16 protein-coding genes are annotated in these 24,612 nt (G+C 71.3%); 6 read left to right on the top strand and 10 right to left on the bottom strand.

Annotated elements, in window-relative coordinates; all coding sequences use genetic code 11:
- Positions 1-14: 14 nt before the first annotated feature.
- From DFJ66_RS44890 to DFJ66_RS05265, 4 genes are all read right to left on the bottom strand, one after another.
- Positions 15-2,843 carry a PQQ-dependent sugar dehydrogenase gene (locus DFJ66_RS44890; protein ID WP_121218471.1) on the bottom strand — a complete coding sequence of 943 codons (2,829 nt, stop codon included), beginning with the start codon at positions 2,841-2,843 and terminating at the stop codon, positions 15-17.
- A 31-nt stretch (positions 2,844-2,874) separates the two neighbouring features.
- Positions 2,875-4,326 (bottom strand): glycoside hydrolase family 10 protein, encoded by a 1,452-nt coding sequence (locus DFJ66_RS05255; protein ID WP_121218473.1) that lies wholly within the window; start codon positions 4,324-4,326, stop codon positions 2,875-2,877.
- Between the two features lie 119 nt (positions 4,327-4,445).
- Entirely contained in the window at positions 4,446-6,266 is a 1,821-nt protein-coding gene (locus tag DFJ66_RS05260; RefSeq protein ID WP_246029583.1) for an RICIN domain-containing protein, read from the bottom strand.
- A 253-nt stretch (positions 6,267-6,519) separates the two neighbouring features.
- Positions 6,520-7,530, bottom strand: coding sequence for a LacI family DNA-binding transcriptional regulator (locus tag DFJ66_RS05265; RefSeq protein WP_121218475.1), 1,011 nt, complete (start codon positions 7,528-7,530; stop codon positions 6,520-6,522).
- Between the two features lie 174 nt (positions 7,531-7,704).
- Here DFJ66_RS05265 and DFJ66_RS05270 point away from each other — a divergent pair, with 174 nt between their 5' ends.
- The 5 genes from DFJ66_RS05270 (at position 7,705) to DFJ66_RS05290 (ending at position 15,418) form a co-directional block, all read left to right on the top strand.
- Positions 7,705-8,931 carry a sugar ABC transporter substrate-binding protein gene (locus DFJ66_RS05270; protein WP_121230694.1) on the top strand — a complete coding sequence of 409 codons (1,227 nt, stop codon included), beginning with the start codon at positions 7,705-7,707 and terminating at the stop codon, positions 8,929-8,931.
- Positions 8,932-8,934: 3 nt separating this feature from the next.
- On the top strand, positions 8,935-9,924 hold the full coding sequence (locus tag DFJ66_RS05275) for a carbohydrate ABC transporter permease (RefSeq protein WP_246029584.1): 990 nt from the start codon (positions 8,935-8,937) through the stop codon (positions 9,922-9,924).
- Complete coding sequence (locus DFJ66_RS05280) at positions 9,921-10,727, top strand: carbohydrate ABC transporter permease (RefSeq protein ID WP_121218477.1); 807 nt, start codon at positions 9,921-9,923, stop codon at positions 10,725-10,727. The genes DFJ66_RS05275 and DFJ66_RS05280 overlap by 4 nt, the downstream gene beginning before the upstream one ends.
- Before the next feature lie 11 nt (positions 10,728-10,738).
- Entirely contained in the window at positions 10,739-12,457 is a 1,719-nt protein-coding gene (locus DFJ66_RS05285) for an amylo-alpha-1,6-glucosidase (protein WP_121218479.1), read from the top strand.
- Positions 12,458-12,583: 126 nt separating this feature from the next.
- Positions 12,584-15,418, top strand: coding sequence for a glycosyl hydrolase family 95 catalytic domain-containing protein (locus DFJ66_RS05290; protein ID WP_121218481.1), 2,835 nt, complete (start codon positions 12,584-12,586; stop codon positions 15,416-15,418).
- A gap of 355 nt (positions 15,419-15,773) precedes the next feature.
- Here DFJ66_RS05290 and DFJ66_RS05295 read toward each other — a convergent pair whose 3' ends face one another.
- The 6 genes from DFJ66_RS05295 to DFJ66_RS05320 all read right to left on the bottom strand — a co-directional run bounded on the left by DFJ66_RS05295 (position 15,774) and on the right by DFJ66_RS05320 (position 22,758).
- Positions 15,774-16,895: an inositol-3-phosphate synthase gene (locus DFJ66_RS05295; RefSeq protein WP_211351539.1), complete on the bottom strand. Its 1,122-nt coding sequence runs from the start codon at positions 16,893-16,895 to the stop codon at positions 15,774-15,776.
- 62 nt (positions 16,896-16,957) lie between these two features.
- A complete protein-coding gene (locus tag DFJ66_RS05300) occupies positions 16,958-17,974 on the bottom strand; it encodes a sugar phosphate isomerase/epimerase family protein (RefSeq protein ID WP_121218483.1) in 1,017 nt (338 codons plus the stop codon).
- A gap of 16 nt (positions 17,975-17,990) precedes the next feature.
- Positions 17,991-19,127 carry a Gfo/Idh/MocA family protein gene (locus tag DFJ66_RS05305; RefSeq protein WP_121230700.1) on the bottom strand — a complete coding sequence of 379 codons (1,137 nt, stop codon included), beginning with the start codon at positions 19,125-19,127 and terminating at the stop codon, positions 17,991-17,993.
- Between the two features lie 35 nt (positions 19,128-19,162).
- Positions 19,163-20,197 (bottom strand): substrate-binding domain-containing protein, encoded by a 1,035-nt coding sequence (locus DFJ66_RS05310; RefSeq protein WP_121218485.1) that lies wholly within the window; start codon positions 20,195-20,197, stop codon positions 19,163-19,165.
- A gap of 30 nt (positions 20,198-20,227) precedes the next feature.
- Positions 20,228-21,250 (bottom strand): ABC transporter permease, encoded by a 1,023-nt coding sequence (locus DFJ66_RS05315; protein WP_121218487.1) that lies wholly within the window; start codon positions 21,248-21,250, stop codon positions 20,228-20,230.
- Positions 21,247-22,758, bottom strand: a complete 1,512-nt coding sequence (locus DFJ66_RS05320; RefSeq protein WP_121218489.1) for a sugar ABC transporter ATP-binding protein — start codon at positions 22,756-22,758, stop codon at positions 21,247-21,249. Before DFJ66_RS05320 ends, DFJ66_RS05315 begins: the two co-directional genes overlap by 4 nt.
- Before the next feature lie 207 nt (positions 22,759-22,965).
- On the opposite strand from DFJ66_RS05320, the gene DFJ66_RS05325 reads away from it, so the two are divergent.
- Positions 22,966-24,504 carry an arabinofuranosidase catalytic domain-containing protein gene (locus tag DFJ66_RS05325; protein ID WP_121218490.1) on the top strand — a complete coding sequence of 513 codons (1,539 nt, stop codon included), beginning with the start codon at positions 22,966-22,968 and terminating at the stop codon, positions 24,502-24,504.
- Positions 24,505-24,612: the final 108 nt, after the last annotated feature.

The following is a 24,612-nucleotide window of genomic DNA, read 5'->3' on the forward strand; positions in this document are numbered from 1 at the left end:
TCCTCCTTGAGCCATCAGGGCAGCGTCCAGCGCTGGTTGGTGCCGCCGTGGCAGGACCAGATGATCAGCTGCGTGCCGTCGGCCGTCGAAGCGCCGTTGGCGTCCAGGCACTTGTTGGACTTGGCGTTGACCAGGGACCCGTTGGACCCGACCGACCAGTTCTGGCTGGTGCTGCCGTTGCAGGTCACGAGCTGGACGTTGGTGCCGTCCGCGGTGCCGCCGGCGGCGGTGTCCATGCACTTGCCCAGCGACCGCAGCGTGGTGCCCTGCACGGTCCACTGCTGGTTGGTGCCGCTGTTGCACGTCCAGAGCTGGATCTTGGTGCCGTCCGCGGTGCTGCCGCCGCTGACGTCCACGCACTTGCCGCCCGGCCCGGTGATCGGTCCGGTGCGGGTGCCCGTACCGGTCCCGAAGGTGAAGGCGTCCACGTCGAACAGGTAGCCCGTGCCGCTGCCCGCGAAGGTCAGGTACAGCGGGCCGGACGTGGTCGGCACGTTCGACAGCGTGGCCGAGACCTCGGTGAACGTCTCCCAGCCGCCGGTCACCGGGACCGTCGCGGTGCCCAGGACCGTGCCGGTGGCGGACCCGGTGCGCACCGAGATCGTGCCGCCCGCGCCGCCCGAGGACACCCGCGCGGTGAACCGGTTGGCGCCGGTCAGGTTGTACGGGGTGAACGAGATCCAGTCGCCGTTGTGCACGTCGCCGACCGTGCGCCCGCCCTCGGCGGCCGTCTTGTCGTACAGGCCCACGCCCGACATGGACGAGTAGTGCTCGGCCTGCCGGTGGCGCGGCTGGAGGGTGTGCTGGGTGTGCGTGGTCGCCGGGGCCACGCCGTTCGCGCCGTTGTCGGTGTACTCGGCGTCGAACACCGCGAACAGGTTGGCCGCCGTGTCGTGCTCGCCGTCGGCCGGGATCTGGATCGAGCCGGAGCAGCCGTTGACCGAGGTGATCGGGTGGCCGTGGCTGTCGTGGCCCAGGACGTAGCTCAGCTTGACCCGCGTGCAGTCGATCGTGCCGTCCTCGGCGTCGGTGACGGTGATCGTGAACGGGATGGTGTCGCCGAAGCTGAACAGGGATCCGTTGGCCGGGGTGTTCAACGTGACGACCGGGGCGGTGTTGCCGACCGTGATGACCACGTTGGTGCTGCCGGTGAGCCCGGCCGGGTCGCGCACGGTGAGCGTGACGGTGTACTGGCCGTTGGCGGTGAAGGTGTGGCTGGGGTTGGCCGCCGTGGACGAGGTGCCGTCACCGAAGTTCCACGCGTAGGTCAGCGCGCCACCCTCCGGGTCCGACGACCCGGCCGACGAGAAGTCCACCGTGAGCGGCGCCGCGCCGGAGGTCTTGTTCGCCGCCGCCTTCGCGATCGGCGCGCGGTTGTTGCCGCTGCCGATGTACTCGATGCGGTAGAGCGCGGAGCTGGCGTCGCCGCTGCCCCAGCCGGTGCCGTAGTCCAGCACGTACAGCGCGCCGTCCGGACCGAAGGCGGCGTCCATGACCTGCGTGCCCTTCCACGGGAAGTCGCTGACCTGCCCGGGCGAGCCGTCGGCGTTGACGTCGATGGCCTTGATCCAGCGGCGGCCGAACTCGGTGGCGAACACGTGCCCGTCCAGCGACTGCGGGAACTTCACCGTCGACGGGTTGTTCGGGTCGTACCGGTAGACCGGCGCGGCCATCGGCGACTCGGACCCGCAGCCGAACGCGGAGAACGAGCAGTTGTCGTAGGTGATCCACGCCGCCTTCGCGGCGGGCAGGTTGGTCAGGCCGGTGTTGTTGGGCGAGTTGTTGACCGGCGCGGCGCAGTTGAACCGGCTGCCGGACGGACCGGACGGGAACGTGTAGTCCACGTAGGTCTCGTTGGTGGTGTTGCCGCCCGTGCAGTAGGGCCACCCGAAGTTGCCGGCCGAGGTGATCCGGTTGAACTCGACCTGGCCGGCCGGTCCGCGCGTGCTGCTGGCCGAGCCCGCGTCCGGGCCGTAGTCGCCCAGGTAGATCGTGCCGGTCGCCTTGTCCACGTTGAACCGGAACGGGTTGCGCAGGCCCATCGCGTAGATCTCGGGCCGGGTGCGGGCGGTGCCGGGCGCGAACAGGTTGCCCGCCGGGATGGTGTACGTGCCGTTCGGCTCCGGGTGGATGCGCAGCACCTTGCCGCGCAGGTCGTTGGTGTTGCCGGCGCTGCGCTGGGCGTCGTAGGCCGGGTTGCGGCCCGAGCGCTCGTCGATCGGGGTGTACCCGCTGGAGTCGAACGGGTTGGAGTCGTCGCCGGTGGACAGGTACAGGTTGCCGGCCGCGTCGAAGTCGATGTCGCCGCCGACGTGGCAGCACATGCCCCGGCTGGTCGCCACGTCCAGCACGGTGACCTGGGTGGACATGTTGAGCGTGAAGTCGGCGTTCAGGGTGATCCGGGCCAGCCGGTTCACGCCGTTCCACGCCGAGAAATCCGTGCCGCTGGCGGGCGCGTCACCGCCCGGGGTGTTCAGCGGCGGGGCGTAGTAGACGAAGATCTGCCGGTTCGTGGCGAAGTTCGGGTCCGCCGCGATGCCCTGCAGGCCTTCCTCGTCGTGGGTGTAGACGGGGATGTTGCCGATGACGGACGTGGTCCCGGACGCTGTGGTGCGCCGGATGGTGCCGTTGCGCGAGGTGTGCAGGACCGAGCGGTCCGGCAGCACCGTCATCGACATCGGCTCGCCCATCTCGGCGACGCCCTTGGCGAGCTCGACCTGCTGGAAGTCGGCCGGGTTGACGGTGTGCGCGGCGGCGGTCGGTGCGGTCGCGGTCGTGACGGCCACCGCGCCCGCCACGACCAGGAGGGCGGCCGGGAGTGCCGCCTTGAGTCGTTCTCTCATGGCTGGAGGGGAACCTTTTCGTGAGGTCGCGTCAGACGCGGGTGAGCTGGAAGCGCTGGTTGGAATTGCCGGTGTAGGTCCACTGGGAGATGCGGGCGCCGTCGGCCGTGGAGGCGCTCCAGACGTCGAGCGCCAGGCCGCTGACCCGGTTGACCAGGCTGATCGCGCCGCCGCCGTGGTCGACGACCCGCCACTGCTGGGACGTGGAGCCGGAGTCGGGCTGCTGGGTGATGTCCGCGCCGGTCGCGGTGCCGCTGGGGGTCAGCACCAGGCCGCTGTGCCGCGCCCGGACCCGGTAGTAGTTGTCACCGGAGGACAGGAAGTCGAACTGCTGGTTCAGGCCGCTGCCGACCGTCCACTGGATCAGTTGCGCCCCCGCCGCCGTGGACGCACCGCTGATGTCGGCCGCCTTGCCGCTGTGCGACGCGACGAGCCGGTAGTTCACGCCGACCTGCACACCGCCGCCGGGCGTGGTGCCGCCGTTGAGCGCCGCGAGCACCGAGTCGTACGCGGGCTTCTTGTTGCCCGAGCGGTCGAACAGCAGCGGGTTCTCACTCGCGCGCCACGAGTCGCTGTCCCGGATGCCCCACGTCGTGATGCCGGTGCAGCGCGCGACCGCCATGCACGCCTGGACGACGTTGCTGTACTGCGTGGACCCCGCGCCCGCGATGTCCAGCTCGGTCAGCTGCACGTCCACGCCCAGCGCCGCGAAGTTGGTGATCGTGGTGCGGAACGCGCTCGGCGCGCCGCCGGAACCGAAGTGCGACTGCAGGCCCACGCAGTCGATCGGGACGCCACGGGCCTTGAAGTCGCGGACCATGTTGTACATGCCCTGCGTCTTGGCCGCGTTCCAGTCCTCGACGTTGTAGTCGTTGTAGCAGAGCTTCGCGGCCGGGTCGACGGCGCGGGCCGTGCGGAAGGCCTCCTCGATGAACCCGTCGCCCAGCCGCTGGCGGAAGATCGAGTTCCGCAGCTGGGTGGTGCCGTCGGCGAACGCCTCGTTGACCACGTCCCACGCCTCGATCTGGCCCTTGAAGTGGGTCATGACGTTGGTGATGTGGTTGTTCATCACGCTGCGCAGGGTGTTGGCGTCCTGGATGTTGGTCACCCAGGCGGGCAGCTGCGAGTGCCAGACGAGGGTGTGGCCGCGCATGCGCTTGCCGTTGGCGCGGGCGTGGCTCACGATCCGGTCGGCCGGGCCGTAGTTGAAGCTGCCGCGGGCCGGCTCGGTCGCGTCCCACTTCATCTCGTTCTCGGGCGTGATGGAGCTGAACTCGCGGTTGAGGATCGTCGTGTACTGGCTGTCACCGAGCCGCCCCGCGGCCACGGCCGCGCCGAAGTAGCGGCCGGTCTGCGCCGCCGCCGCGCCCAGCGTGGTCTCCGCGGCCGAAGCGGTCGGCGCGAGCGTGGCGGCGGTGGTCAGGGCGAGTGCGGAGGTCAGGAGTGCCTTCCGCCATCGGGTCGAGCGGGTGTGCCGGGTCATGCTTCTCCTTCGCCGTTGGAGGATGGCCGCCCCAGCTGTCCGGGAGCGCTCCCAGACGTGGGATGGCAACGGGGTCGGCGGGTCCCCCGCACCGGGAGGACCCGCCGACCCGCGGTCTGCTAGCGACCGGGCAGGCGCCAGGTCTGGTTGAGCGGACTGGCCTGGGTCACCGGGTTGCAGGTCCACTGGTGCACCAGCGCACCGGGCGTGGTCGACACCGCGTTGACGTCGACGCACTTGCCGCTGTGCCGTGCCACCAACTGATAGTCGCGGGCGTCGCTGCCGGCGTAGGTGACCTTGCGCAGGGTGTACTGCTGGTTCGCGTTGCCGTGGCAGGCCCACTGGATGACCGCGGCACCGTCCGAAGTGGACGCGGCGTTGACGTCCAGGCACTTGCCGGACTGGCGGTTGACCACCGTGAAGGTGTCCGTCTGCCCCGGCACCGGGGTGAACGTCCACCGCTGCTCGTCACCCGTGCCGCAGGCCTGTTGCTGCTGCTGGGTGCCGTCGCTGGTGCTGCGGTTGGGGTTGGTCAGGCACTGCTGCGAGTGCTGGGCGACCGCGGTGGACTCGAACGACCCGCCGCCGGTGTCGCCGGGCGGCAGCAGGGTGATGGTGAAGGTGTCGTCGATCGCGGTGTGCGGGAGGTTCACCGTCGTGCCGTTGTTGGACAGCGTGACGACGGTGTTCAGCACCGGCACCGGACCGGCCACCGCCGCGCCACCGTTGTGCGGGATGCGCTCGGCGACCACCCGCACCTGGTTGTTCACCACGACACCGCTGACGGTGTCCAGCCGGCGCAGGTTCACCGCGATGTTGCCGGTCGTCCGGCCGCCGCCGACGAGGACCTTCGCGCTGCCGGTGTCCTTGGTGGCGTAGGCGTCGTAGTTCGCGCTCGCGGTGACCGCGGTGCTCAGGCCGGTCTGCGAGCCGTAGAACTTGTAGACCCACCACTCGCCCTTGGGCTGGTGGCGGCCCGCCGAGTCGCGCACGAGCAGGCTGGCCAGGTCGTTGTGCAGGCTGCCGCCGCTGGCCCAGTTCGCCCGCAGGCCGTCCGCGCCGGCCCGTTCCAGCCGGGCGATGTACCAGGCGCCGTCGGCGGGGTTCTGCTCGTTGGAGGCCGCGTACTCGTTGATCTGGTACGGGCGCGGGTGCGGGATGCCGCGCGCGTCCAGGCTGGAGTTGGCCGCCGCCACGTTCGCGACCGGGTCGCTGGGCAGGGCGTGCCAGCTGACGATGTCGGGCACGACGTTGTTGGCGCGCACGAAGTCCAGGTACTGCGTCCACCAGCCCGGCGAGGTCGACGGCACGCCGGCCAGGCTGGGGCCGACGATCAGCTGGTTGGGGAACTCCGCGCGGATGCGCTGGTAGGTCCGCCGCCAGAGCTCGAAGTACTGGGACTGCGGGCGGTTCCAGAAGATCGTGATGTTGGGTTCGTTCCAGATGTCCCACTGGACGGGGACGCCGGTCGCGCGGACGTCGGCGAACAGGCGGGTCAGGAAGGCGTCGTAGTCGGCCCAGTTGCCGTTGTCACCGGGGAAGCGCGAGATGCCGTAGCCGTCCGCGCCCCACAGGTCGTGCGGCAGCAGGACGAACTCCCCGCCGAGCGCGCGCGTGCGCAGCAGCTGGGCGCGGGTGGCGTTCCACCGCCGGTCGTACTTGCCCGACACCCAACCGCCGGGGCTGTCCAGCTGCGCGCCGCCGGCGCGCATGTAGCGGAACTTGACGTCCTTGAAGAAGTTGTCGGCCGGAGCGGAGGCGTCCTCGGTCATGCCGTAGATCCAGCCCGAGGCCCGGTAGGTGGGCGCGGCGCCGGTCACGGAGAAGTCGACGCCGAGCGATTCGTCGGCGGCCTGTGCGGGCAGGCCGACCATCGGTAACGCGGTCAAGACCGCGAGCAGTACAGCGAGGGCGCGCAGCCGTCGACGGGTGGTGTCCACAAGAGACTCCCGGTGCAGGGACGGGTCGTGGTGGAGCCACGGCTCCCCGGCGGCGCGGAGGTTTCAGTTCGCCGTTGAACCATGAGCAACTCCGACGGATCGAGTCAAGCGATGACAGGTCGAACCGATTCGATCGCGGGCTCACCGTACGCGTGCGGCCCCGCGCAGCGCAACGGTTGCGCCAATCGAAACGCTCCGACCGGCCGAAGACGCGCAGGTCAACGCCGGCGTGCCGGGCTGTTCGACCGCCGGGTCAGCGCCTGCGGGCACCCGTGCTGGAGCGCAGGGTCACCGGGGGCACGAGCAAGGCGTGCCGGGGCGTCGCACCGGGGTTGGCGATCTGCTCCACCAGCAGTTCCAGGGCCAACCGGGCCATGTCGGCGGCCGGCACGTCCGCGGCGGTCAGCGGCGGGTGGAAGTCCTCCGCCAGGTGGTCGGCGATGACACCGGTGATCGAGAAGTCGCGCGGGACCTCCAGCCCGGCGTGGTGCAGCGCGCGTTGCAGGCCCGGCAGGGCGGCTTCGTTGATGGTCACCAGCCCGGTGACGTCGGGGTAGTCGGCGCGGATCTCCTCGAAGCACGCATAACCCGCACCCGGCTCGTCGGCACAGGTCACCACGTGCCCCCGCACGCCGCGCTGCTCGGCCGCCTCCAGGAACCCGGCCGTGGACCGCGCCGCCGGGCCGTAGCCGGACGCGACGAGCTCGGCCGAGCGGTTGACCAGCACGACCTCCTCGTGCCCCAGGTCGGCCAGGTGGTGCACGCACCTCTTGATCAGCGCCGCGTAGTCCACGTCCACCCACCACGACGCGCCGGGGTGCTCGACGTGGCCGATGGTGACGAAGGGCAGGCCGCTCTCCTCCAGCGTGGCCACCCTCGGGTCGTCCAGCAGTATCTCCATCAGGATCACGCCGTCGACGCGCCGACCGGTGACGATCCGCTCGAAGGACCGGTAGTGCCAGCCGCCGCTGGGTGACAGCAGCACGTCGAGGTCGTGGGCCGCCGCCGCCTCGACGACCCCGGCGACGAACCCGAGCTGCACGCCGGTCAGCCGCGTGCCGGCGGGCGGGATGACCAGGCCCAAGGTGCGCGTCCGACCCTCGGCCAGGGCGCGCGCGCTGGCGTTGGGGCGGTAGCCCAGCTCGCTGATCACGTCGTTGATCCGCTTGGCGGTGGCCTCGGCGACCGGTCGCTTCCCGCTGAGCGCGTAGGACACCGTGCTGCGCGACACGCCCGCACGCCTGGCGATCTCGCCGATGTTCATGCGCTCACCGTCCAACCGATTCGATTAGCTATTCGACGCATTCGACTGGCGTCGATGATACGGCTTCCTGGGGCTTGCGCACCGTGGCCAAGGTCATTACGTTGACGTAACAGCGCACCGGTCGAACCGGTTCGACCCGTTCGCCCGGACGTGGACCTCCGGAAGGGACGCCTGATGCAGCGCACTCCGATCGCCCGGCGGCTGGCCGCGGCACTGGTCGCGGTCGGACTCGCCGCCGCCGGGTGTTCGTCCTCCTCCGGGGGCGGGGGTGGGGGCGCGTTCGAGCTGTGGGACCCCTACCCGCACTTCGACGCGAGTTCCGAGTGGGCCAAGGTCATCGACCGGTGCGGGCAGCAGAACGGGGTGAAGGTCGAGCGGCAGTCCTACGACACCACCGACCTGACCAGCAAGGTGCTGCTGGCCGCCCAGCAGGGCACCGCGCCGGAAGTGCTCGTGGTGGACAACCCCGTCGTCTCCACGCTGGCCGAGGCGGGTGTGCTCAAGTCCAACCAGGACAGCGGGTTGGACGCGTCCGCCGCCGCGCCCAACCTGGTCGCCGCCGCCCAGACCGGCGGCAAGACCTACGGCGTGCCCATCGGCGCCAACACCCTGGGCCTGTACTACAACAAGCCCGTGCTCAACGCCGCCGGCGTGGACCCGGCGACGATCACCGACTGGGCCTCCCTCGACGCCGCCCTGGCCAAGGTCGCCGCCGCCGGGCGCAAGGGCATCACGTTCGCGGCGATCGGCACCGAGGAGGGCACGTTCCAGTTCCTGCCCTGGTTCTGGGGTGCGGGCGCGAACCTGACCAAGTTGGACTCCCCCGAGGCGGAGTCCGCGCTCGCGCTGTGGAAGTCGTGGCTGGACAAGGGTTACGCGACCGACACCGCCATCGGCAACACGCAGGTCGTGAGCTGGCAGGAGTTCGCGACCGGCGAGTACGCCTTCGCCGAGAACGGCACCTGGAACCTGGCCAACGCCGCCAAGACCGGTTTCGAGGTCGGCGTCCTGGCGATCCCGGCCCGCTCCGGCGGCGTCGCGCCCGCCCCGACCGGCGGCGAGTTCGTCACCGTGCCCGCGCAGCGCGACAGCGCCACCGAGGCCACCGCCGCGAAGGTCGCGGCCTGCCTGGTCAGCCCGGACAACGTGCTGGCCACCGACACCGCGCTGACCTACGTCTCCGCCGTGCCCTCGGTGCGGGACAAGCAGGTCGCCCAGCAGCCCGAGCTGAAGGTGTGGGCGGAGGCGGTGCAGGCGGCCAAGGGCCGGACCGGCGACGGCCTGGGCACGAAGTACCCGCGCATCTCCCAGCCCCTGTGGACGGCCGTGCAGGCGGCGCTGACCGGGGCGAAGTCGCCGCGGGAGGCACTGGCCGAGGCCGCGTCCGCCGCGGCGAAGTGACCCGTGCCGCACACCGGAACCGACCTGCCGGAGCGACTCGCCCCACCCGGTCGGCCCACTCGGGACACCCCGCCCGCACGCCCCACCCGGGAACCCCGGCTCACCGAGTCGTCGCGCCGGCAGCTCGCCGGGTGGGCGTTCCTGCTGCCCCTGGTCGCCTACCTGCTCCTCTGCTACGCCTACCCGCTCCTGACCAACATCGACCTCAGCGTCCGCGACCACACCGTCCGGTCCTTCGTGTACGGTGGCGCCCCGCTGGTCGGCCTGCGCAACCACGTCCAGGTCTTCACCGACCCCACCTTCCGCACCGCGCTGGTCAACACGGTCCTGTTCACCGCCGGTTCGCTGGTCTTCCAGTACGCCATCGGCCTCGCGCTGGCGGTGTTCTTCTCCCGCAACTTCCACCTCTCGGCGATCCTGCGCGCCCTGTTCCTGGTCCCCTGGCTCATGCCGCTGATCGTGTCCGCCTCGACCTGGGCGTGGATGCTCAACAGCGAGGCCGGGGTGGTCAACGCCGCCCTCAAGACCTTCGGCATCGACAAGGTCGCCTGGCTGACCTCGCCGGACTGGTCGCTGGTCGCGGTCACGGTCGCCAACATCTGGATCGGCATCCCGTTCAACCTGGTCGTGCTCTACAGCGGCCTGAAGAACATCCCGGACCACGTCTACGAGGCCGCCGCGCTGGACGGCGCGGGTGAGTGGCAGAAGTTCCGGCACATCACCTTCCCGATGCTGCGGCCGGTGTCCGCGGTGACGCTGCTGCTCGGGCTGGTCTACACGCTCAAGGTCTTCGACGTCATCTGGATCATGACCCGGGGCGGACCCAGCGGCTCGTCCACCACGTTCGCCACCTGGTCCTACGAGCTGGGCTTCGGCAACGCCCTGCCCCGCTTCGGCCCCAGCGCGGCGGTGGGGAACGTGCTGATCCTGCTCGCCGTGGCCGCCGGCCTGCTCTACGTGCGGCTCCAACGCCACCAGGAGGCAGCGACATGAGGTGGTGGCGCACCGCGGTGGGCCTGCTGCTCACCGCCGTCATGCTGTTCCCGGTCTACTGGATGGTCGCCGTCTCGCTGACCCCCGCCGACCGGATGCGCAAGTCGCCGCCCGACCTGTTCCCGCTCGCACCGACCTTCGACGGGTACGCCCGCGTGCTGCGCGAGCAACTGCCCTACTTCGGCACCAGCGCGCTGGTCGGCGTGGGGGTGGTCGCGGTGACGTTGGTGCTGGCCGCGCCCGCCGCCTACGCGCTGGCCAAGCTGCGCCCCCGCGGCCGGGCGCCGCTGCAGTTCGTGCTGCTGGTGGCGCAGATGATCCCGGGGATCATCATGGCCCTGGGCTTCTACAGCGTCTACGTGCGGCTGGGCATCACGAACACGGTGTGGGGCTTGATCTTCGCCGACTCGACCATCGCCGTGCCGTTCGCGGTGCTGGTGCTGACGTCGTTCATGGCGTCGGTGCCCGACGAACTGGTGCAGGCGGCGCGGATCGACGGCGCCGGGCCGGTGCGCGTGTTCTGGTCGGTCGTGCTGCCTTCCAGCCGCAACGGGCTGGTCACGGCGGCGCTGTTCGCGTTCCTGTGGGCGTGGTCGGACTTCCTGTTCGCCGCGACCCTCGACGGCGGCGGCGCGCTCAAGCCGCTCACGCTGGGGATCTACCGCTACATCGGCAACAACAACCAGGAGTGGAACGCGATCATGGCGACCGCCGTGGTGGCGTCCGTGCCGGCCGCCGTCCTGCTCGTGCTGGCCCAGCGGTTCGTCGCCGCGGGGGTCACGGCGGGCGCGGTCAAGGACTGAAGGGGGCGCCAGTGGTCGACTTCTCGGTGCGGGAGATCCCGTTCAGCCACCGGGGTTCGTGGTTGAACCTGTCACCGGTGGTCGGCCTGGCCACCTACGCCGACGACCTGCACCTGGTGTCGCACCGCAACGGGATGCACGCGGTGCTGCGCCTGGTCCCCGTGCGCGGGCGGGAGCGCGTGCCGGCCGCGGTGACCGCGGACCCGGCGGTGCTGACCTGGACTGCCGAGCGCGGACAGGTGCGGGCGGCGTTCGAGTCGCCCACCGCGCTGCGGATCTCCGGGCGCGGCCTCGGGCTGAGCATCGCGGCGGCCGACGACACGCTGACGCCGTTCACCGGGACCTACCTGTTCTTCGACCCGGTGTCCTCCGCGCCCGTGTTCACCTCCTACGAGACCGGCCACCGCTACCGGGTCACCGTGCTGGCCGGGAACGCCCACCGGTCCGGCGCGTGGTCGCTGGGCACCGCCGAGCGCGCGATCGTCGTCGGGGACGACGGCGGGGCGTGGGAGGTGGTGCTGGAGGAGCTGACGACGGCCCGCGAGCCGGTCGGGGTGCGCCCGCCGTTCGAGGACGTCGTGGCGGGGACCCGGCGGGCGTTCGCGGCGTTCACCGACGCCGTGGCGCCGTGGCGCAGCGACCGGACGCCGGCCGCCGAGCTGGCCTGCTACGTGCTGTGGTCGGCGGTGGTGGACCCGGCGGGGTTCATCGGGCGGCCGGCGGTGCTGATGTCCAAGCACTGGATGGACAAGGTGTGGAGCTGGGACCACTGCTTCACCGCCCTCGCGCTGGCCGCCGGCGAGCCGAGGCTGGCGTGGGACCAGCTCCAGGTCGTGTTCGACCACCAGACGCCCGAGGGCGCGCTGCCCGACTCGATCACCCACGCCGAGGTGCTCTACAACTTCGTCAAACCGCCCGTGCACGGGTGGGCGGTGGCCCGGCTGCGCGAACGCCTGCCCGGCGGGCTGCCGCGCAGCGAACTGGCCGACCTGTACCACCGGCTGTCGGCGTGGACGCGGTTCTGGCTGGACCACCGCCGTGCGCCCGGCGAGCCGCTGCCGCACTACGAGCACGGCAACGACAGCGGGTGGGACAACTCCACCGTCTTCCAGGGTCCCGGCGCGGTGCAGTCGGCGGACCTGCCCGCGTTCCTGGTGCTGCAGATGCGCGAGCTGGCGCGGCTGGCGTGGGAGGGCGGTGACGCGGTCGCCGCGACCCGGTGGACCCGCGAGGCCGCCGCGGTGCAGTCGGAGCTGATGCGGCGGCTGTGGAACGGTTCGGCGTTCACCAGCCGGTCGGTGGGTGGCGCTCCACGCACCACGGCGAGCCTGCTGGACCTCATGCCGGTCGTGCTGGGTGACCAGTTGCCCTCCGCGGTGCGCGGGGTCGTCGCCGCCGGCGTGGCCCGGCACCTGACCCCGGTGGGCCTGTCCACCGAGCTGCCCGACTCCCCCGCCTACGAGGCCGACGGCTACTGGCGGGGGCCGGTGTGGGCGCCGGCGACCGTGCTGGTCGAGGACGGCCTGCGCCGGGGCGGGTCGGTCGAGCTGGCCGACGAGGTCAGCGCCCGGTTCCGCGCGCTGTGCGAGAAGTCGGGCTTCGCGGAGAACTTCGACGCCCTCACCGGCCAGGGCCTGCGCGACCGCGCCTACACCTGGACCGCCGCCGCCTACCTCCTGCTGGCGGGCGACGCCGAATCCCGCCGCCACCTGCCCACCGCTCGCGGATGACCCCCGCCCACGCCGCCCGCCCGCGTCGCCCGTTCCCCCACGCTCGCGGATGAGGCCGAGGCCCCGGCCGCACCCGCGTCGACACCGCCGCCCGTCCCCCATCGGCAATCCACTGTGGAGCATCCAATGCCGGAACTCTCCCGAAGGCAAGCGATCGTGCTGGGCGCCGCGGGCGCCGCCCTGACCTCCCTCGGCCTGAGCCGCGTCGCCGACGCGGCGACCCCGGGCGGTGACCTGGCCCTGTGGTACGACGAGTCGGCGGGCACCGACTGGCTGCGCGCGCTGCCGATCGGCAACGGCCGGCTGGGCGCGATGGTGTTCGGCAACACCGACACCGAACGCCTGCAGCTCAACGAGGACACGCTCTGGGCGGGCGGTCCGCACGACTACACCAACACGCAGGGCGCGAGCGCGCTGGCCGAGATCCGGCGGCTGGTGTTCGCCGACCAGTGGACCCAGGCGCAGGACCTGGCCAACCGGGCCATGCTCGGCAACCCCGCCGCCCAGTTGGCCTACCAGCCCGTGGGCGACCTGCGCCTGGCCTTCCCCGCGCCGGGCACGGTGACCGGCTACCAGCGCTGGCTCGACCTCGCCACGGCCACCACGGTCGCCACCTACGTCGCCAACGGCGTCCGCCACCGCCGCGAGGTCATCGCGTCCGCCCCCGACCAGGTGATCGCGGTCCGGCTGACCGCCGACCGGGCCGCCTCGGTGACGTTCACGGCGTCCTTCACCAGCCCGCAGCGGACGACCGCGTCCAGCCCCGACGGCACGACGATCGCGCTGTCCGGCGTCTCGGGCGACCACCGGGGCATCCCCGGCCAGGTGCGGTTCACCGCCCTGGTCCGCGCGATCGCGACCGGCGGCAGCACCAGCAGCACCACGGGCACCCTGCGCGTGACCGGCGCCGACAGCGTGACCCTGCTGATCTCGATCGGCACGAGCTACGTCGACTACCGGACCGTGAACGGCGACCACCAGGGGATCGCGTCCCGGCACCTCACCGCGGCCCAGGGCGTCGCGTGGGACACGCTGCGCAGCCGGCACGTCGCCGACTACCAGCGGCTGTTCAACCGGGTCACGCTCGACCTGGGCCGCACGGCCGCCGCCGACCAGACCACCGACGTCCGCATCGCCCAGCACGCGTCCACCAGCGACCCGCACCTGTCGACGCTGCTGTTCCAGTACGGCCGGTACCTGCTGATCTCGTCGTCCCGGCCGGGCACCCAGCCCGCGAACCTCCAGGGCATCTGGAACGACCAGATGGCCCCGTCGTGGGACAGCAAGTACACCCTGAACGCCAACCTGCCCATGAACTACTGGCCCACCGACACCACGAACCTGTCGGAGTGCTTCGAGCCGGTGTTCAAGATGATCGACGACCTCACCGTGACCGGCGCCCGGGTGGCCTCCGCCCAGTACGGCGCGGGCGGCTGGGTCGTGCACCACAACACGGACGGCTGGCGCGGCGCCTCGGTCGTGGACGGCGCTCTCTGGGGCATGTGGCAGACCGGCGGCGCGTGGCTGGCCACCATGATCTGGGACCACTACCTGTTCACCGGGGACGTCGAGTTCCTGCGCCAGCGCTACCCCGCGCTGAAGGGTGCGGCGCGGTTCTTCCTCGACACCCTGGTCAACGAGCCCAGGCTGAACGTGCTGGTGACCAACCCGTCCAACTCGCCGGAGATGCTGCACCACACCAACGCGTCGATCTGCGCGGGCCCGACCATGGACATGCAGATCCTGCGCGACCTGTTCGACGGCTGCGCACGGGCGAGCGAGGTCCTGGGCGTGGACGCCGACTTCCGCACCCAGGTGCAGGCCGCGAGGGCGAGACTGGCCCCGATGAAGGTGGGTTCGCGCGGCAACATCCAGGAGTGGCTGTACGACTGGGTGGAGACCGAACCGAACCACCGGCACATCTCCCACCTGTACGGCCTGCACCCGAGCAACCAGATCACCAAGCGCGGCACCCCGGCGCTCTACAGCGCGGCACGCCGGACCCTGCAACTGCGCGGCGACGACGGCACCGGGTGGTCGCTGGCGTGGAAGATCAACTACTGGGCGCGGATGGAGGAAGGCACCCGCGCCCACGACCTGATCCGCGCCCTGATCCGGACGGACCGCCTGGCCCCCAACATGTTCGACCTGCACCCGCCGTTCCAGATCGACGGCAACTTCGGGGCCACCTCCGGCATCGCCGAGATGCTGCTGCACAGCCACAACGGCGAACTGCACGTCCTGCCCGCCCTGCCGGCCGCCTGGCCGACCGGGAGCGTCGCCGGGTTGCGCGGGCGGGGCGGTTTCACGGTCGGCGCGAAGTGGAGTGGCGGACAGCCCACGGAGATCACCGTGGCGCCCGACCGGGACGGTTCGGTGAAGGTGCGGGGACGTGCGTTCACCGGCACTTTCGAACTGCTCGACGTGACCACGGGCACGGCCGTCGTGCCACAGCGCCCCGAGACGGACGTCGTGGTCTTCCCGGGACAGGCCGGGCACGTGTACCGGGTGACCGTGACCGGCGTGGGTTCAGTGGTCGAGCCCGGGGTCAACTACCGGTTGGTGGCCGTGCACAGCGGCAAGGCGGCCGACATCAACGGCGCTTCGACCGCGGCGGGGGCCGGGTTGATCCAGTGGACGGTGGGCAGCGGGCTGAACCAGCAGTTCGACTTCCTGCCGACGAGCGACGGGTACTACCGGGTACGCGCACGACACAGCGGCTTGGTGCTACAAGTGTCCGGGACGGCCACCGGGGCGGACGTCACCCAGCAGGCCGACACGGGAGCGGCGGCACAGCAGTTCCGGGTGGTGGACCAGGGCGGCGGCGTGATCAGCCTGGTGAACCGGGCCAGCGGGTTGGCACTGGACGTGTGGAGCGCTTCCACGGCCGACGGTGCCCGGATCTCGCAATGGACCGTGACCGGGGCCAACAACCAGCGCTTCACCCTCCAGCGCGTCTGACGCACGAGCCCCGGGCTCCACAAGGAGCCCGGGGCCGCTCACACACGAGACGCCACAACGCCGAAGGCGCAAGCCCGAGCTGCACAGCCCACAGGAAGGGCCTCGGTTTCGTTCCCCCGTCCGGCCTGGGCGCAGCCCAACCACGCTTGGCCCGTTTGTGCAACCAGCTTTTCCGGTTGCTCAAACGGGCCAAGTGTGGTTGCCTCCGGCAGGCCGGACGGGGGAACGAAACCGACGCCCTTCCCACCCCCGGGGGCCTGCCCAGCGGCGAGCGTCCGCTTTTGAGCTTTTCGCTTTTGATCTTTCGCTCTTGATCTTTCGCTCTTGATCTTTCGCTTTTGATCTTGAGAGCGCGTCAGCGCAGACTTCGCGCCCACTCACGCAGCGCCTGAGCCTGCTCCGCCAACCGGTGCTCGTCACTACCCAACGGGTCCTTGAAAAAGAACCCCAACTCCGCCTGCACCCCCACCCGACCAGCCGAGTGCGCCGCCGCCAGCAGCCGTGCCAGGTCCAGCACCAGCGGAGCCGCCAGCGACGAGTCCAGACCACTCCACGTCAGCTGCAACGACATCCGCGCGCCCAAGAACCCCTCGAACGACACGTGGTCCCAGGCGGTCTTCCGCTCGCCCAAGTCAGGCACGTAGTCGATGTGCAAAGGAGCACTCACGTCCTCGCCCAGCAACGCCGCCAACCCACGCGCCTTCGACACCGACTTGCTCTTCGCATGCTCGGGATCGGCCAGCGTGGACCCATCACCGCCACCGAGCAGGTTGGTCCCGGCCCACGACAGCACCCGCAACGCCCGCGAGGTGAACATGGGCGCGAGCGCGGCCCTCAGCAGGGTCTCCCCCGTCTTGCCGTCACGCCCGGCATAAGGCAAACCCTTCCCCAGCGCCAGCTCGTCCAACGCCGGCAATGCCACGCCGGTGGACGGGGTGAAGTCCACGAAAGCGCACCCGGCCTGGAAAGCCGCGTACGCCACCAACGAGCTCGGCGGCAGCACCACCTGGCCGGGGACGCGGAGTGCCTCTTCCAACTCCTCCAACGACCCCTGGGACACCGAAGCCAGCGGCTCGGTGGAGGCCACGTTGACGACCACCACCCGCGCCAGCTCGTGCCGCGCGCGAAAAGCCGCGATGTCAGCGGCCAACCGCGCCGCCGCCTCGGCCTGGCTGCCGGAGAAATCACCAGGCTGGTACCCAGGCAGGATCTCCGCGTCCACCGCAGCCAGGTCGTCCGACAAAGTCGCCACGAGGTCAGGCGGAAGCACGCCGTCCCGGGTCAGAGACTCCGCGCGCTTCACCAACGGGGTGGCAGTGATGTCGTGGCCGCCGACCGTGAAAGCGCCCCACGGCGGCAAAGGGGCGTCCAGCAGCTCCGAGACGCACCCCGTGGGTGAGGCCAGCCCCGCGCGCAGGGCCAGGAGGCCGGTGATCGCGGTGGTAGCCACCGATCCCCGGCCCCCATTGAGCCACAGGCCCACGCGATCAAGGCCCACGCGATCAAGGCCCACACGTTCAAGGCCCACGCGTTCGAGGCTCACGCCGAGTCCTGGCTGCTGGAGAAAGCCGCGTCGAAGGACGCCGAAGGCGGGTCGAAGGCGTTGCGGCGGACGAAGTCCAGGGCCTCCGGGGCACCCACCAGGCGGTCCATGCCGGCGTCTTCCCACTCGACGCTGATGGGTCCGGTGTATCCGATGGTGTTGAGCATCCGGAACGCCCGCTCCCACGGCACGTCCCCGCGCCCGGTGGACACGAAGTCCCAGCCCCGCCTCGGGTCGCCCCACGGCAGGTGCGAGCCCATCCGACCGTTTCGACCATCCCCCACCTGGCGGCGGGCGTCCTTGCAGTCCACGTGGTAGATCCGGTCGCGGAAGTCCCACAGGAAGCCGATCGGGTCCAGGTCCTGCCACACGAAGTGGGACGGGTCCCAGTTCAGGCCGAACGCGGGACGGTGGCCGATCGCCTCCAACGTCCGGGTGGTCGTCCAGTAGTCGTAGGCGATCTCGGACGGGTGCACCTCGTGCGCGAACTTCACCCCGACCTCGTCGAACACGTCCAGGATCGGGTTCCACCGGTCGGCGAAGTCCTGGTAGCCCGCGTCGACCATGGACGCGGGCACGGGCGGGAACATCGCCACGGTCTTCCAGATGGACGAGCCGGTGAAGCCGACAACCGTCGAAGCGCCCAACCGGGCCGCCGCGCGGGCGGTGGCCTTCATCTCCTCCGCAGCGCGTTGCCGGACGCCCTCGGCGTCGCCGTCGCCCCAGATGCGCGGGGACAGGATGCCCTGGTGCCGCTCGTCGATCGGGTCATCGCACACCGCCTGGCCGGTGAGGTGGTTGGAGATCGTCCACACCTTCAGGTTGTGCTTGGCCAGCACCGCCAGCCGGTCGGCGACGTAGTCGTCGTCCTCGGCGGCCCGCCACGGGTCCAGGTGGTCGCCCCAGCAGGCGATCTCCAAGCCGTCGTAACCCCACTCCGCGGCCAGTCGCGCGACCTCCTCGAACGGCAGGTCGGCCCACTGGCCGGTGAACAGCGTGATCGGACGTGCCATCTCTCTCGGGGTCCCCTCAGACGGTGTGCCAGGTGCGGGAGGCGGCGCTCGCCTCGACGGCGGCCAGGACGCGTTGCAGGCGCAGGCCGTCGGCGAACGACGGGCTCGGGTCGGTGCCGCCGGCGATCGCGGTCACGAAGTCCACGGCCTGGTGGGTGAACGCGTGCTCGTAGCCCAGGACGTGACCGGGCGGCCACCACGCGCCCACGTACGGGTGGTCTGGTTCGGTGACCACGATCCGCCGGAAGCCGCCCAGGTCCGCGTCCTCGCCGTGGTAGTAGTGCAGGACGTTCATGTCCTCGAAGTCGAACGCCACGCTGCCGTCCGAGCCGTTGACCTCGATCCGCAGGGCGTTCTTGCGGCCGCTGGCGAACCGGGTGGCCTCGAACGACCCGAGCGCGCCACCGCCGAACCGGGCCAGGAACAGCGCGGCGTCGTCCACGGTGACCGGCCCGGTCTCGTCGGAGACCGCCGTGCCGGACAGGCCCGAGTGGGCCGCCGCCAAGGGGCGCTCCTTCACGAAGGTCTCCATCATCCCGCACACGTCGGTGACGGTGTCGCCGAGGATGAACTGCGCCGCGTCCACGATGTGCGCGCCGATGTCGCCCAGCGAGCCCGACCCCGCCTTGTCCTTCTGCAGCCGCCACGACAGCGGCGCGGCCGGGTCCACGATCCAGTCCTGCAGGTACTGGGCCCGCACGTGGTGGATGCGGCCCAGCTTGCCCTGCGCCACCAGGTCGCGGGCCAGGCTCAGCGCCGGCACCCGCCGGTAGGTGAACCCGACCATGGCGCGCACGCCCTTGGCGGCGGCCCGTTCCGCCGCCGCGGCCATCGCCTCGGCCTCTTCGACGGTGTTGGCCAGCGGTTTCTCGCACAGCACGTGCTTGCCCGCGTCCAGGGCGGCCACGGCGATCTCGGCGTGCGTGTCGCCGGGCGAGCAGATGTCCACCACGTCCACGTCGTCGCGTTCCAGCAACGACTTCCAGTCCGTCACCGCCTCCGCCCAGCCCAGCCGTTCGGCCGCCGCCGCGGTGCGCTCGGGGTTGCGGCCGCACAGCACGGCCATCTCCGGGCGCAGCGGCAGGTCGAAGAAGTGCGGGGCCACGCGCCAGGCCTGGGAGTGCGCCGATCCCATGAACTCGTGGCCGATCATCGCGATGCGCAAGGGTTCCGTCACGTGAGGGCTCCTCAGGACTCGAAGGCCGCGGGCAGGTAGCGGTCGACGTTGTCCTTGGTGACGACCGGCGCGTACAGCTCCACCTGGCGCGGGATCTCCACCTCTACCAGGTCGCCCAGGCTCTTGCCCTGCACCGCGAGCCGCGCCAGCCGGATGCCGTCCGCGCCCTGCGTGGACGGGTAGACCACGGTGGCCTTGTGCAGGCCGTTGTCGGCCTTGATCTCCCGCATCACGTTGGCCGAGCCGGCACCGCCGACCAGGAAGAACTCCTTGCGCCCGGCGTTCTTGATCGCCGCCGACACGCCCACGCCCTGGTCGTCGTCGTGGTTCCAGATGGCGTCGATGCGCGGCGCGGCCTGCAACAGGTTCGCCGCCGCCTTCTCCCCGCTTTCCACCGTGAACTCGGCGGCCACCCGGTTGTTGACCTTCAGCCCGCACTCGCGCAGCGCGTCGGCGAAGCCCTTGCTGCGGTCCTGGGTCAGCGGCAGCGAGTCGATGCCGGCGATCTCGGCGACCACGGCGTCCGACTTGCCCTTCAGCTTGTCGCACACGTACGTCCCGGCGGACACGCCCATGCCGTAGTTGTCGCCCAGCACGGTGGAGCGCGCGGCGAACGGGCTGTCGAACTGCCGGTCGACGTTGATCACCGGGATGCCGGCCTTCATCGCCTTGAGCGCCACCGGGGTCAGCGCGGCGCCGTCGAAGGGCAGCAGCACGATCGCGTCGACCTTGTCGTTGATGAACGTCTCCACCTGGCTGATCTGCAGGTTGACGTCGTTGGTGCCCTCGACGACCTTCAGCTCGACGTCGGAGTACTTGGCCGCTTCCGCCTTGGTCGCGTTGGTGATCGCGGCCATCCAGCCGTGGTCGGCGGCGGGCGCGGAGAAGCCGATGACGACCTTCTCGCCCGGCTCGTCGTTGGCGACCTTCGCGCCGCCCTGCCCGGCCTGCCCGGCCGGGGGCGCCGCGGTGTTGCCGGTGCAGGCGGTGAGCGCGACGCCGACGGACACGGCGGCGAGGAGGCGGGTGAACGCCTTGCGTGACATGGGTTTTCGCTCCTGTGGTGGCGGCGGTGGTCAGGCGGTGCTTCTGCGCGCGAGCCGCTGTTGGAGGAGCACGGCGACCACGATGATCGCCCCCTTCGCGACGGCCTGGGCGGAGATGGACAGGTTGTTGAGGGTGAACACGTTGGACAGCGTGGTGAAGATCAGGACACCGAAGACGGTGCCCGCGATCGTGCCCCGGCCGCCGGAGAGCAGGGTGCCGCCGATCACCACGGCGGCGATCGCGTCCAGCTCGTAGAGGTAGCCGTGGGTGGAGCTGCCGGTGGTGGTGCGGGCGATGAGCATGACCGCCGCGATGCCGCACAACACGCCGAGCAGGGTGTAGAGCAGGACGGTGTGCCGGCGCACGTCGATGCCGGCCAGGCGCGCGGCCTCGGGGTTGCCGCCCACGGCGAAGGTGCGGCGGCCGAACGTGGTGCGGTTGAGCAGCACCCACCCGGCGGCGGCGACCACCGCGAAGATCAGCACCAGCACCGGCACGCCCAGCACGGAGGCGTCGAAGAACGCGGTGAACCCGGGCACGTTCACGATCTGCGTGCGGCGGTTGGAGATGATCTCGGCCAGGCCGCGGGCGGCGGCGAGCATCGCCAGGGTCGCGATGAACGCCACGATCCGCCCGTAGGCGATGAGCACGCCGTTGACCACGCCGCACCCCGCGCCCACGGCCAGCGCCGTGAAGACCACGACCAGCCAGTGGCTGTTGTTGGCCATGCCCTGCGTGGCCAGCGTGGTCGCCCACACCGAGGCCAGGGCGACGATCGCGCCGACGGACAGGTCGATGCCGCCGCCGGTGACCACGAACGTCATGCCGACGCTGACCACGCCGATCACCGACGCCAGGCGCAGGATCGTCAGGACGTTGTCCAGGTCGGCGAACCGGTCCCCCGCCGTGGCCACGCCCACCAGGCACAACAGCACCAGGGCCACCACCAGACCGGTGTTGCGGCCCGGCGCCGAGGCCAGGAACGTCGTGACCCCGGACGCGCGCGGTCTCGGCGGCGCGCCGGCGGGCGCGGTGGCGGTGTCTTCACTCATGCGGCGGTTCCCTCCATGACCAGGTCCAGGACCCGGGCCTCGTCGATCTCGTCGGCGGGTCCCTCGTGCACGACCCGGCCCTCGCGCACCACCAGCACGCGGTCGGCCAGGCCCAGGACCTCGTCGATGTCGCTGGACACCACGACCACGGCCACCCCTCGGTCGGCCAGGTCGCGGACCAGCTGGTAGATCTCGCCGCGCGCGCCGACGTCCACGCCGCGGGTCGGCTCGTCCAGCAGCAGCACGCGGCACCCGCGCAGCAGCCACCGGGCCAGCACCACCTTCTGCTGGTTGCCGCCGGACAGCGTGCGCACGATCCGGTCCACATCGGACGGTCGGACGTCGAGCGTCGAGGTCAGGGCGGCCGACCGGGACCGCTCGGCGGTCTCGTCCAGGAAGCCCAGGCGCGCGAACAGCGGCAGCGACGACACGGTGATGTTGCGGTAGACGGCCTGGTCCAGCAGCAGGCCCTGGCTCTTGCGCTCTTCGGGGCACAGCCCGACGCCCGCGCGCACGGCCGCGCCGACGCTGCCCCGCCGCAACCGCCTGCCGTCGACCATGACCGTGCCCGCGCTGGGCTTGCGGGCCCCGTAGACGGCTTCCAGGATCTCCGAGCGGCCCGCTCCGACCAGGCCCGCGAGCCCGACGACCTCGCCCGACCGCACGGTCAGGGTGATCTCGGGGCCGTTGTCCAGGGAAAGGCCTTCCACCACGAGCGCTTCCGGGGCGTCCTCGGGCAGCGGGCGGCGCGGCGGGTAGACGTTGCGCGCCTCCCGGCCGGTCATCAGCCGGATCAGCTCCGCCGTGGACGTGCCGCGTGCGTCCAGGCCGGTGGCGACCGTGCGGCCGTCCTTGAGCACGGTCACCCGGTCGCCGATCTCGCGGATCTCCTCCAGCCGGTGGGAGATGTAGACGACGGCGACGCCCTGCGCGGTCAGCTCGCGGATGACCCGGAACAGGGTGGCCACCTCGTCCTGGTCCAGCACCGCGGACGGCTCGTCGAGGATCAGCAGCCGCGCGTCGCGGGACAGGGCGCGGGCCATGCTGACCACCTGCTGCCGTGCGGCGGACAACTGGCCCACGTCCCGGTCGGGCGGGATGTCGGAGTGGCCCAGGCGGGCCAGCAGGGCGCGGGTGCGGCGGCGGGTCTCGGCGCGGCGGGTGAACCCGGCGGCGGACAGCTCGTGGCCCAGGAAGACGTTGTCCGCCACCGGGAGGCCGGGCACGAGGTCCAGCTCCTGGTAGATGGTGGCGACGCCGGCGTGGATCGCGGCGGTGGGGTTGGCGAAGGTGACGACCTCGCCGTCGCTGCGGATCTCGCCCTCGTCCGGGCGGTGCGCGCCGGAGAGCACCTTGATCAGCGTGGACTTGCCCGCGCCGTTCTGGCCGAGCAGGCAGTGCACCTCGCCCGCGCGCACGTCGAAGTCCACGCCCGCCAGGGCCGTCACGCCGGGGAACCGCTTGACCAGGCCGCGGACGGACAGCAGCGGCGCGGTGGCGGTCGTCATGGCTCTCCTCTTTGTGAGCGCTAACACACTGGCGGGAGAGACTAGCGCCGAACCAGGCGCGGTGACAGCGAATGGCGAGTTTTCGCCAGGGAAGCGATTCGAGACGGAGATCCATTGCACGACTGATGTATCCCGGCGTAGCGTGCCAGAGCGGTCGAACCGGTTCGATTACGTGTCACACAGCGGTCGGACACAGGGAGTCGCGCAATGAAGCGTTCATCCGTTCCACCACCGCCCCAGCCGTTACGGCGTTGGCGTTCACATCCGACCCGCTTGCGAGCGGTGCTCGCCGTGCTGGTGCTGTGCGCCGCCGCGCTGTCGGTGGACGCGACGACGTGGACCACCCCGGTCTCCGCGGCCACCACGGGGCCCTGCGACATCTACGCCGCCGGCGGCACGCCGTGCGTGGCCGCGCACAGCACGACCCGGGCGCTGTACGGGACCTACAGCGGCAAGCTCTACCAGGTCCGGCGCTCCTCGGACAACACCACCCGGGACATCTCCGTCTCGACCGCCGGCGGCAACGCCGACGTCGCGCCCCAGGACGCCTTCTGCGCCGGGTCGACGTGCGTGATCACCGTGGTCTACGACCAGTCCGGGCGCGGCAACGACCTGTGGTACCAGGGTTCCACCGTCGTGCCGGGCTCCAGCCAGAGCCGGCCCGCCGTCGCGACCACCGAGTCGCTGAAGATGGGCGGCAGCTCCGGCAGCAAGGCGTACTCGCTCTACATCAACCCCGGCAACAGCTACTGGCGCGACGGCCACCTGACCGGCGTCCCGACCGGTGCCCAGCCGGAGGGCATGTACATGGTCACCAGCGGCCAGCACGTCAACAGCGGCTGCTGCTTCGACTACGGCAACAGCGAGACCACCCGGTCCGCCGACGCCGCCGGGGCGATGGACGCGATCAACTTCAGCACGCAGTGCTGGTTCGGCGGGTGCCAGGGCACCGGCCCGTGGGTGCAGGCGGACCTGGAGTGGGGCCTGTACCCGGGCGGCAGCCAGCAGTGGAACCCCAATCAGAAGGCGTTCCCGCAGAAGTTCGTCACGGCGATGCTGAAGAACAACGGCACCTCGCGGTTCGCCATCAAGGGCAGCGACGCGCAGGCCGGCACCCTGACCACGCTGTACGACGGCGCGCTGCCCAACGGGTACAGCCCGATGAAGAAGCAGGGCGCGATCATCCTGGGCAGCGGCGGTGACTGCTGCAAGCCCGGCGGCGGCGCGAACCTGAGCGCGGGCACCTTCTACGAGGGCGCGATGGTCGCCGGCTACCCGACCGACGCCACCGAGGCCGCCGTGCAGGCCAACATCGTCGCCGCCGGCTACGCCACCGAGGCCCCGCCCGCGGGCGGCGGCGCGGTGCGCGGCGTGGGCTCCGGCAAGTGCCTGGACGTGCAGAACGGCTCGACCGCGCTGGGTGCGCAGGTGCAGATCTGGGACTGCCAGGGCAGCGCGGGCCAGACGTGGACGCGCACGGCGGCGGGTGAGCTGACCGTGTTCAGCGGCGGCAACCTGCGCTGCCTGGACGCCTACGGCGCGGGCACGTCCGCCGGGACGCGCGTGGCGACGTGGTCGTGCAACGGGCAGGCCAACCAGCGGTGGAACGTCAATGCCGACGGCTCGATCCGAGGCGCCCAGTCGGGGCTGTGCCTGGACGTGTCCGGGGCGTCGACGGCCAACGGCGCGGTGGTGCAGCTGTGGACCTGCCACGGCGGGACCAACCAGCGGTGGACCTTGAGCTGAGCGCGCGGGGCCGGCACGGCGGTCGCGGCGAGTGGGTGCGGCGCGAGCGCGGTGAGCACGGCGGAGGCGGGTCGGCGACGAGCCGGCCCGCCCGACCCGCGTGGTGGG

It is taken from the genome of Saccharothrix variisporea (assembly GCF_003634995.1).
Classification (GTDB): domain Bacteria; phylum Actinomycetota; class Actinomycetes; order Mycobacteriales; family Pseudonocardiaceae; genus Actinosynnema; species Actinosynnema variisporeum.